This is a genomic window from Bradyrhizobium sp. ORS 375, from assembly GCF_000239775.1.
GTDB lineage: Bacteria > Pseudomonadota > Alphaproteobacteria > Rhizobiales > Xanthobacteraceae > Bradyrhizobium.
Map to the genome: position 1 here is coordinate 1 of NZ_CAFI01000462.1, position 9,216 is coordinate 9,216.

At 63.4% G+C, this 9,216-nt stretch carries 10 protein-coding genes; 3 read left to right on the forward strand and 7 right to left on the reverse strand.

All coding sequences use genetic code 11. From position 1 onward, the window contains the following. Nucleotides 1-373: 373 nt before the first annotated feature. Together BRAO375_RS31535 and BRAO375_RS31540 are read right to left on the reverse strand one after the other, a co-directional pair. On the reverse strand, nt 374-868 hold the full coding sequence (locus tag BRAO375_RS31535; RefSeq protein ID WP_009031481.1) for a hypothetical protein: 495 nt from the start codon (nt 866-868) through the stop codon (nt 374-376). 50 nt (nt 869-918) lie between these two features. Next, a complete protein-coding gene (locus BRAO375_RS31540; protein WP_009031482.1) occupies nt 919-1,422 on the reverse strand; it encodes a mismatch-specific DNA-glycosylase in 504 nt (167 codons plus the stop codon). Nucleotides 1,423-1,534: 112 nt separating this feature from the next. Between BRAO375_RS31540 and BRAO375_RS31545 the strand changes: the two genes are divergently transcribed. Beyond that, nucleotides 1,535-2,155: a glutathione S-transferase family protein gene (locus tag BRAO375_RS31545; RefSeq protein ID WP_009031483.1), complete on the forward strand. Its 621-nt coding sequence runs from the start codon at nt 1,535-1,537 to the stop codon at nt 2,153-2,155. Nucleotides 2,156-2,183: 28 nt separating this feature from the next. Here BRAO375_RS31545 and BRAO375_RS31550 read toward each other — a convergent pair whose 3' ends face one another. The 4 genes from BRAO375_RS31550 to BRAO375_RS31565 form a co-directional block, all read right to left on the reverse strand. Continuing rightward, nucleotides 2,184-2,453 carry a hypothetical protein gene (locus BRAO375_RS31550; protein ID WP_009031484.1) on the reverse strand — a complete coding sequence of 90 codons (270 nt, stop codon included), beginning with the start codon at nt 2,451-2,453 and terminating at the stop codon, nt 2,184-2,186. Nucleotides 2,454-2,642: 189 nt separating this feature from the next. Then, nucleotides 2,643-2,903 (reverse strand): hypothetical protein, encoded by a 261-nt coding sequence (locus BRAO375_RS31555; RefSeq protein ID WP_009031485.1) that lies wholly within the window; start codon nt 2,901-2,903, stop codon nt 2,643-2,645. A gap of 214 nt (nt 2,904-3,117) precedes the next feature. After that, nucleotides 3,118-4,440, reverse strand: coding sequence for an acyltransferase family protein (locus BRAO375_RS31560; RefSeq protein ID WP_009031486.1), 1,323 nt, complete (start codon nt 4,438-4,440; stop codon nt 3,118-3,120). A 514-nt stretch (nt 4,441-4,954) separates the two neighbouring features. Next, nucleotides 4,955-5,341, reverse strand: a complete 387-nt coding sequence (locus tag BRAO375_RS31565) for a RidA family protein (RefSeq protein ID WP_009031488.1) — start codon at nt 5,339-5,341, stop codon at nt 4,955-4,957. A gap of 278 nt (nt 5,342-5,619) precedes the next feature. Here BRAO375_RS31565 and BRAO375_RS37790 point away from each other — a divergent pair, with 278 nt between their 5' ends. Next, a complete protein-coding gene (locus BRAO375_RS37790; protein ID WP_009031489.1) occupies nt 5,620-6,273 on the forward strand; it encodes a hypothetical protein in 654 nt (217 codons plus the stop codon). After that, nucleotides 6,254-6,829, forward strand: a complete 576-nt coding sequence (locus BRAO375_RS35790; protein ID WP_009031490.1) for a TIGR02391 family protein — start codon at nt 6,254-6,256, stop codon at nt 6,827-6,829. The genes BRAO375_RS37790 and BRAO375_RS35790 overlap by 20 nt, the downstream gene beginning before the upstream one ends. Nucleotides 6,830-6,934: 105 nt before the next feature. Here BRAO375_RS35790 and thiC read toward each other — a convergent pair whose 3' ends face one another. Further along, the gene (thiC, locus tag BRAO375_RS31575; protein WP_009031492.1) at nt 6,935-8,836 is read right to left on the reverse strand and encodes a phosphomethylpyrimidine synthase ThiC; all 1,902 of its coding nucleotides are present in this window, start codon (nt 8,834-8,836) and stop codon (nt 6,935-6,937) included. Between the last annotated feature and the right edge of the window lie 380 nt (nt 8,837-9,216).

A 9,216-nucleotide genomic window follows, 5' to 3' on the forward strand; every position in this document is an offset into this window, starting at 1 on the left:
CGGCCCTGCAGATACAAGGGGTACCTCTCCGCGAGCTGTGCTCGCCGAGGCATACCCACCCCAGCGAGCGTGCCGCTCTGTCCTACCTGCCCTCTTCCGCAAGAGGAGGGCGCAGTCAGTGGCGGCGCGCGGGCACATACATTTAGCTCTGATGATGATTCGACGTTCATCATCGCGCGAGTCCGTGGGGCGGGTGCAAGGGCTCGCATTCTGTTTGTTGTGTCACGCGGACGAAACGCGCGCGGTGCCCACCACGCTGCGTGCGCGCGGATGCGGATCGACGGTGGCGCACCACCGCGCTACAGCGGGACGCTTTCCCCACCGCCGCTCATCATGAACAGCCGGCTTGTCAGACCTTCTCAAGGTGCGTCTGCTAAGGCCGTGCGCCGCCCTGCTTCTGAGCCCGCGGTGTCGCCGCGGTTGAGCCGCTGCGCTGAGACTGCGAGGCTGCGGGTGGAGACATCAGCTCGGTAAAGCGTGAGAGATTGTCACAGGCTTCAGTGCCGAGTCTGACTTCATGCAGCTTGCCGCCGTCGAAGGTCAGGACATGATTGTCCTGGACGACCATGCCAAGCATATTGTCCCGATGCAGCTTGACACAAACGGCGATGAACGTGCCGCCTGCGAACAGGCCGCCCCATCGCTCGTAGGGCGCCGATATCTGAGCGTCGCGAAGAACATAGGTGTTACGCGCGCGGACATAGTCGGCGATCTGCCGACGATATTCGGCAGGCAGGCGCGCGACGAGGGCGGCCGTCGCCTGAGGCCCCTGGTTGGCTCGATCCTCCGCGTGCACGCCGGACGACATGGATGAAAGCACGATACCGATCGAGGCGAGCACGCCGACTGAAAGCTGCAACTGGCGCACGCTGAGGTCCTCCTGTGTTGCAGGTCAGCTTCCTCAGCGAGAGCCCGTTGTCAACATCCATGCGTCACATGCGCCGCGAGCTCCTGCCACGGCTGCAACGTCCACGCGCCCGACGCGGCGCCGGAGGGCGAGGTGAGCACGAACACGGTGGGAAAATCATCCCGCTCCGGCTGTCGGCCCAGCGCGATCGCGCCGGTCGGCTGGCCGTAGAACAGGCTCGCGGCCTTCTTGCTGGTGAAGGCGATCGTCGCCGGTTGATAGCAGCGGATCTTGGCGGTGAAGCCCGCGACATCGACGCCCGCTTTCAGCGCGACGTGATCCATGCCCGCGCCCTGCTTGCACAGGTCGGTGAAGCCGATGCCGAGCGCTAGCAGCAGAGGAAACTCCTCCGGCTGATACAGCCGCGGCGTCAGGCCGACCGCATGCAGCGTGCGCCAGAAGCGGTTGCCGGGATGGGCGTAGTAGTGGCCGGTCGCGGCCGAGCGGGCGCTGGCGGCGGTGCCGACGAAGACGAGGCGCAGGCCGGGTTGGAGCTGATCGGGCAGGCGGTCCATGGGCGGTGTTGTCGCATTATTGCACGATCCGCAACAGGCCATTGATGCCGGGGCGCGTTGTTGGGCTGCAAGCCCGGCGCTACACGATGCGGCACAGCAACGGGAGCACATCATGTCGGAACGCCGCCTCTACCATTTCGCAGTGTCGGGCCACGCGCATCGCGCGCGGCTGATGCTGAGCCTGCTCGGCGTGCCATGCGAGCTCATCGACGTCGATCTCAAGGGCGGCGCGCACAAGCAGCCGGAGTTTCTCGCGCTCAATCCGTTCGGCCAGGTGCCGGCGCTGGTCGACGGCGACGCCGTGATCCCCGATTCCAATGCGATCCTGGTCTATCTCGCCGGGCGGTATGACACGTCCGGCCGCTGGTGGCCGCGCGATCCGCTGGGGCAGGCCCAGGTGCAGCGCTGGCTGTCCGCGGCGGCCGGGCCGCTGGCATTCGGACCGGCAGCCGCGCGGGTGGCGACCTTGTTCGGCGCGCCGCTCGATATCGCGAGGGCGCATCAGATCGCCAACAACCTGTTTGCGGTCATGGAGCGCGAGCTCGCGACGCGGTCGTTCCTCACCGGCGACGCGCCGACCATCGCCGATATCGCGCTCTACAGCTACACGGCGCATGCGCCGGAAGGCGGTGTGTCGCTGGCGTCATATCCGAACGTCAAGGCCTGGCTGGCGCGGATCGCTGATCTGCCCGGCTTCGTGCCCATGCAGGCGAGCGCGGTCAGGGCGGCCTGACCGCGACGCGCCAGCGCGCGAACGCCGCTTACAGGAAGCAGCGGCGCTCGTCGCGCAGCTTGAGCTGGATGTTGGTCGCTTCGACGAAGGTCGGCACCGGCTTGGAGACGATCTTGTAGGTCGAGGGCCATTCCACCGGCTTGGACTGCAGCTCGGTGTTCCAGATCTGGCAGATGCCGGTGTTGTCCCAGCGGATCACGTAGTAGCCGCTCTTGGGTGCAGGCGCGGCGAAGGCGGGCGCAGCGATCGAGGCGGCCGCAAGCGCGGCGGCAGCGGCGAGAGAGGTCAAGCGACGCATCGTCAATCTCCTGAAACGAACCAACCAAATCACCTCCGGCGGCGCGCGGCCCCCAGGCCGCGGCCACCGGGCCGAAGTGGTGCGACAAAAGCGCTCATAAGGCAAGGCGCTGAGGTCAGTCGTTCACAGCGATGTCAGGTGATTTCGCGACGAGGTGAAGCTGCTGCCGTCGCGACGCGACCTTGGCGGTCACAGCGTGCAGCGGCCCTGGCGGCGCAGCTTGACCTGCAGGGTGACGGCATCGTTGAAGGTCGGCACGGAGCGGCTGATCACCTGATAGCGCGAGGGCCATTGGATCGGTCGGAACGTGAGCGCCTCGCTCCACACCTGGCAGATGCCGGTGTTGTCCCAGCGCAGGATGTAATAACCGGCTTGGGCGGGCGAGGCGACAACGAGCATTGCGACGGCGGTGACCGTGGCAAGACAGATTGCGGTGAAACGAGGCGACATGAAAACTCCGGCAACAAACAGGCCCCCGCCGTCGGGCGCCTTGTCGCGGCGGTGTCGTTCCTTTTGAAGGCAGCCAGGGCCGCATCATGCGGCAAATGCGCGCGCAATCCCAGCACGACGCGCAGCTGCCATGTCCAGAACGCGCTCGGCGCCATCGACGCCGTCGGGGTGGCGACGGCACGCAAACCGGGCCGCTGCGTTCGGGCCATATGGCTCAAGATTCGATGATCGACCGTGTTCGCGCCTGGGTGATCGGCGGCGTCATTGGATAGCGCATATGGCCATGCGCGAAGCCACGCTCCGGGCGGGCAGAGGGCTCGATCCTCGGTGCGGCCCCGGCCGCTCCGCTCTCCGGGCCGGACGCCATGGCCGCGGGCTCCGGCCGTCGTGGAGCCTGCGATCGCCGCCGCAGGAAGTGCCGCTCCAGCAGCGCATAGGACAAGGTCGCGGCGACGATCGACAGCGGCAGCCCGATCGCGAGCCGCAGCGGCCACCAGACGCCGTAATCGTCGAGGAAGTTCAGGATCGGCAGGTGCCAGAGATAGATGCCGTAGAAGATCCGGCCGAGGAGGATCGCGACCGGCCATTCGAAGATGCGGTGGAGAAGCGTGCCGTGGCTGCGCGCCAGCATCGTCAGCGTGACGATGCCCGGCAGCACGCCGCACACCATGCTGCCGAACAGATAGTAGTTCATGCTCGGCCCGTCCGCCGGCCAGAACAGGAAGGTGATGCTGGCCCAGTAGATCAGGAGCGGCCAGGCCAGCTTCGGCCAGAGCCGATCGAGCGCAGGGTAGGCGCCGTGCGGCACCAGCCGCAGCACGACCGCCATCGCGCAGCCCGCCATCAGCGCGTCGGCGCGGGTGTCGAAGGCGGTGTAGAGCCGCCGCCAGTCGGCGCCGCCGACGACCAGCGACACCCGCCACGCCCAGATCGCCGCCGCGATGGCGCAGATCGCGCCGACCAGCCGCCACGTCGTGCCGAACCGCTTCACCAGCAGCGCGAAGGTCAGCGGCCACAGCAGATAGAACTGCTCCTCGGTCGACAGCGTCCAGGTATGGCCGATGTCCTTGATCGTGTTCGGATCGAACACGTACCAGTAGTTGGAGATATAGCAGATGGCGATCGCGGCCCGCTCCAGCGCCGGCAGGAACGGCGGCCGCAACAGCCAGCTGAACAGCAGATAGGCCGCGAGCATCAGGAGCAGCGGCGGCACGATCCGCGCGAAGCGCCGCGCATAGAACTGGCGGAAGCGGATCTGGCCGTGCTTGTCGATGTCCCGCAGCAGCAGCCCGGTGATGTAATAGGCGCTGGCGACGAAGAACAGGTCGATATAGAGCACCGCGCCGGGCACCAGCGTGTGCGACACATGCGCCGTCACCACGCCGAGCGTCATCAGCCCACGCATGCCGTCATGCGAGGGCACATAGCCGAGCGGATAGACCTGTGACCGGAAGGCATCGCGGATGGCGTCACGGAGCGACACGGCGGCATCGCGCAGGAAACCGGGCAGGGCGTGGATCGGCCAAAGATAAAACATTAATCGGGAGATTTTCGGATATAATGTTTCGGATTATTTTATAATATTTAAAAATTAAATGTGGCGCAAGAGGAGAAATAGAGGCGCGTGGGGCAGGACGACGCAGGGTTGCAGCGGGAATGGGCAGACGTGCGCAGTTTTGGGCGGCCCCTAAGCCACGCAATGGTCCGCCACGGGACGCGCGCTATCAGGTGGGCAAAGCCGTAGGCGCAGGCGGCAGCGTGCTCACCATCGAGCCGCAAGCGCCGCAGTCAGATAGAGGCTCAAAAATGCTGCCGAGCGCAACACTGCCCGACACAGCGCCCCCGCCCCTTGCGGGAGAGGGCATGTACAGCCTCTCAACGCTCGCGGTTGGGTGAGGGGTATCTCTCCACGAGCAGCGCTCGCAGAGGCATACCCCTCACCCAACCGAGCCTGCCGAACTGTCCTACATGCCCTCTCCCGCAAGGGGCGAGGGCACATTCACGCGCACCGCGCTAGTAGCTAGAGGCAGCAGTTAGCCTGTGCCACTCCGCTACACCTTCCCCACCGCTGCCACCCCCTCGATCTCGATCAGCATCTTCGGATCCGGCAGCGCCACCACCACGCACGTCGTCCGCGCCGGATACGGCGCCGGCCCGAACGCTGTGGCATAGAGCCGGTTCATCGCCACGACATCGGCCGCGCGCGTCAGCAGCACGTTGATCTTGACGAGATCGCGAATGCCGCAGCCCCCCTCGCTCAGCACGCGCGAGAAGTTCGTCACGACATTGGCGAACTGCGCCTCGAACTCATCGGGCAGGTGGCCGTCGGCGTCGAAACCGGGAATGCCGGAGATGAAGAGGAGGTCGCCGATCCGGGTGCCGAAGGATAGCGGCGGGGCTTTGATGTGCGGTGGGGCGGGGATGTGGTGGATGGGCATGGGAGTATCTGCCTCTACACGAGATCGAATGCGCGACTCAGCGTCAAATCAAATGGATGCGGTCGTAGAGTTCGAACGGTCCTTTTAGTTGGTTCCTCCGAGCTTTCCTATCGAGCTCTATGAAGGTCCAAAGATATATAACGATCTTCTTTGCTCCTCTGTGGCCACTCTAACGAACGAATTTCTCACAGGGAAGTCACGCAACTTCCCCTTGAAATTGTTAGAAATGTAAACTCTAGTAAGAGGGTTGCCTGTGAAGCCTGTTACAAGGGGACGAAATGGCCGATAAAAATAGCTATCCGCAGATACCTGCTACCGTTTGGTGGGGACTAAGAGGAATCTTACAACGAACCCCCACGGTTACTATAGATGATCGCTTTCTTGGCGTTCAGCTAGGTGTTCAAGAAGTTGCCGCTCGACAATATCTCAGCGAACTTAAACGGGTGGGGATTCTGACGGAAGAAGGCAAGGCGACAGCTGTTGCCTTACGTTGGCGCAACAACGAGACTTATTCCGCTGCAGTGCAAGAAATCTTGGCGTCGGTATACCCTGAAGGGCTGCTGCACGTTGCGCCTCCGGTAGATCAGAATCGGCAGAAGGCCATAGCTTGGTTTACGCACGAAGGGCTCGGCAGCGGTACTGCGGGGAATAAGGCTGCGACCTATCTTATGATGGGTAGCCGCACGCCTAGCGATAGTCCCTCTAAAGGAGCCTCAGCGCAAAAAGGCTCTCCAGAAGCTTCAAAAGTAGCAAAGGCGAAGCCATCCAAGCAAATCAAGTCCACCGATGGCGCTCCAGGTGCGAGGCAGTTCGACTTGATGCCGCTTAACGTCAATGTTCAAATACATATCAGTGCAGACGCAACAGGAGAGCAGATCGAGTCAATTTTTTCGGCGATGAGGCGCTACCTCTATGATAAGCCAATTTCTTGAGCGCATAAAGCAGCTGCAAGAACACATCCTGGAAGTCGGCTTAGCCCAGACGGTTCTCGCGCTGCCGGCGCCGCGAATGCTTGCACTTCCTCGGTTGAGTGAAGACTCTGGTCCGGTCGGCATCTACATCCGCGCCGTTACAGAATTCGAAATTGAATCTGTCTCTCGCGATCTTTACGCGTCCGGGCACTATTCTCTCGCAGTCCAAGAAGCGTTCAAGGCCGTTGAAAAGTATGTTCAACAAAAGTCGTGTGCTCTTGGAGTGTCTGGAACGCAGCTAATGCAACAAGTGTTTAGTACTGCGAATCCAATGCTCTTTTGGAGCGAACGTAAAACAACCTCCGAACAGGACGAGCAAAAGGGCTATCTGCAGCTCTATGCGGGTGCCATGCTAGGAATTCGTAATCCTGTCACGCATGAGTTTAAATGGATAGACGATCCTCTGCTTTCTCTTGAACTGATATTGTTTGCGCAGCATCTGCTTCGAAAGGCTAAGATGGCGCGGACCTCTAACGAAAGCGAAGGATTGGATCGTTCAACAGTAGCGGCAACTTGAGCAAAAAGCCGGGCTTTCGCCCGGCTTTGATGGATGGCCGGGTCATCCTGAAACGAGTTCAGGACGGGCGCCCGGCCATGACGGGGGAGAGAGTAAGGCATAGCGTCAGGACAACGCCTTGTTGCTCTCCTTCACCTTCTCCGCATCCAGATACACGCTGCCGCCCATTTCCTTGAACTTGGCGCTCATCTGGGCCATGCCGTCCGCGATGGTGCCGGAGATGGTCATGCCGACGGTCGCCGGATCATTGAGCGTCGCGGCGTAGTCGCGGACGTCCTGGGTGATCTTCATCGAGCAGAATTTCGGGCCGCACATCGAGCAGAAATGCGCGACCTTGTGGGCTTCCTTCGGCAGGGTCTCGTCGTGGAAGCTCTTGGCGGTGTCCGGGTCGAGGCCGAGGTTGAACTGGTCGGTCCAGCGGAACTCGAAGCGGGCACGCGACAGGGCGTCGTCGCGCAGTTGGGCGGCGGGGTGGCCCTTGGCGAGGTCGGCGGCGTGGGCGGCGATCTTGTAGGTGATGACGCCGGTCTTGACGTCGTTGCGATCGGGCAGGCCGAGATGCTCCTTCGGCGTCACGTAGCACAGCATGGCGCAGCCGAACCAGCCGATCATGGCGGCACCAATGCCCGACGTGATGTGGTCGTAGCCCGGCGCGATGTCGGTGGTCAGCGGCCCGAGCGTGTAGAACGGGGCTTCGCCGCACTCCTTGAGCTGCTTGTCCATGTTGATCTTGATCTTGTGCATCGGCACGTGGCCGGGGCCCTCGATCATGACCTGGCAGCCCTTGTCCCAGGCGATCTTGGTGAGCTCGCCCAGGGTCTCCAGTTCGGCGAACTGGGCGCGGTCGTTGGCGTCGGCGATCGAGCCGGGGCGCAGGCCGTCGCCGAGGGAGAACGAGACGTCATACTTGCGCATGATGTCGCAGATCTCGTCGAAATGCGTGTAGAGGAAGCTCTCCTTGTGATGCGCGAGGCACCACTTGGCCATGATCGAGCCGCCGCGCGAGACGATGCCGGTGACGCGGCTTGCCGTCAGGTGGATGTACTGCAGCCGCACGCCGGCGTGGATGGTGAAGTAGTCGACACCCTGCTCGCACTGCTCGATCAGCGTGTCCTTGTAGAGCTCCCAGGTCAGCGCGACCGGATCGCCGTTGCACTTCTCCAGCGCCTGGTAGATCGGCACGGTGCCGATCGGCACCGGCGAGTTGCGCAAAATCCATTCGCGGGTGGTGTGGATGTTGCGGCCGGTCGAGAGGTCCATCACCGTGTCGGCGCCCCAGCGGATCGCCCACACCATCTTGTCCACTTCCTCCTCCACCGAGGAGGTCACCGCCGAGTTGCCGATATTGGCGTTGATCTTGGTGAGGAAGTTGCGGCCGATGATCATCGGCTCGAGCTCGGCGTGATTGATGTTGCAGGGGATGATGGCGCGGCCGCGCGCGATCTCGTCGCGCACGAATTCCGGGGTGATGAAGGCGGGCACGGCGGCGCCAAAGCTCTCGCCGTCGGCGAGGGCGGCCTCGGCGCGTTCGAGCTGGACCTTGCGGCCGAGATTCTCGCGCTCGGCGACGTAGATCATCTCCTTGGTGACGATGCCGGCGCGGGCGAATTCGAGCTGGGTGATCTTGTGGCCGTCGAGGCCGCGCAGCGGCTTGTGATGCGCGGTGAACGCCTTCGCCGCCTTGTCGGCGCCGACATTGCCGTTGTCCTCCGGCTTGATGTCGCGGCCGACATATTCCTCGACGCCGCCGCGCTCCTTGACCCATGCGGTGCGGTTGCGCGGCAGGCCGGCGTTGACGTCGATCGTCACGGTGGGATCGGTGTAGGGGCCGGAGGTGTCGTAGACCGGCAGGTTCGGCTCGGAGGCCGCTTCCGACAGGATGATCTCGCGCAAGGGCACGCGCAGGTCGGGTGCGGCCGCCGGCGTCGCGTAGATCTTGCGCGAGGAGGGCAGCGGGCCTGTGGTGACGGCGGGCAGGGTGGTGTCGGGATTGGAGCGGATATTCATGGGATCCTCCTTAATTGTCGTTGTCGGAGTGAATAGGGGCGTCATTGCGAGGAGCGTAGCGACGAAGCAATCCAGGGCGGCACGCGCGGCCCTGGATTGCTTCGCCTCGCTCGTAATGACGGTGGAGCGAGTGGTGCGTCGCAGGCTTGCTGCTTGACTCGGTTGGGGTGACTTGGCGGCGTGAGGGGGGCACGCTGTTCAGGCTCCCTCCCCCCTTGTGGGGGAGGGTTGGGGAGAGGGGTGAGCCACACCCATCGCCTTTGGAGCTACCCCCCTCCCTAGCCCTCCCCCACAAGGGGGGAGGGAACGAGCTCTGTCGGGGAGGCAGCGGGGCCCAATCGTTGTCAGATGCATTCGCAAAATGCGCGCGCATCATGCCG